This window comes from Helicobacter sp. 23-1046 (assembly GCF_053654635.1).
This window is the reverse complement of the sequence record NZ_JBSIUS010000008.1, coordinates 1-529: the sequence shown is the minus strand read 5'-3', so window position 1 is coordinate 529 and position 529 is coordinate 1. Positions and strand designations below refer to the sequence as shown.

2 pseudogenes are annotated in these 529 nt (G+C 39.3%); both read right to left on the bottom strand.

What is annotated here, in order from left to right:
* Positions 1-164: 164 nt before the first annotated feature.
* Positions 165-305 (bottom strand): annotated as a pseudogene (locus ACWIUJ_RS09100) (DNA methyltransferase); the annotation flags it as partial.
* An 8-nt stretch (positions 306-313) separates the two neighbouring features.
* A pseudogene (locus ACWIUJ_RS09095) lies at positions 314-529 on the bottom strand (hypothetical protein); the annotation flags it as partial.

The window sequence follows — 529 nt, the reverse complement described above, 5'->3', positions numbered from 1 at the left end:
CGCCATTGGCAATGGTGAGATTGCGCAGCTCAAGTGTGCTTGCGTTAGTCGTGCTTTGTGTCAAGTCCTGTATAGCGTAAGATTTTACAGATTCTCTCATTTTTTGCCTTTAAATTTTAAAACTGCTTCACTTGCCACAATACTCAAAATGATTTTGAAAAATCCTAAATAATTTTGTGTAAAGAGGCTTTATGATTGCCGAGCTTTTCCTCTATCACGGCTTTGTAATGCGGATAGATTTCATAGCCCACAAAGTTGCGTTTTAGCTCTTTTGCGACTTTCAAAGTCGTCCCGCTCCCTGCAAACATTGCATTTATCTTTTCTCTACGCTAATATCATTTGACACATTTTTAGATTCGATAAAGTGCTGATACGAATCTAGTGGCATTATGTCAATGCGATAGACTTTTTCGCCTTGCAAACTCTCTTGCTTCTCAACCACCACGCTATCAAAGCCTAAATTTTCTAGCTTTTCTAGCGTGGCTAACTCACCTTGTTTTAGTTTCAATCTCATACTGCCAAACTCCCC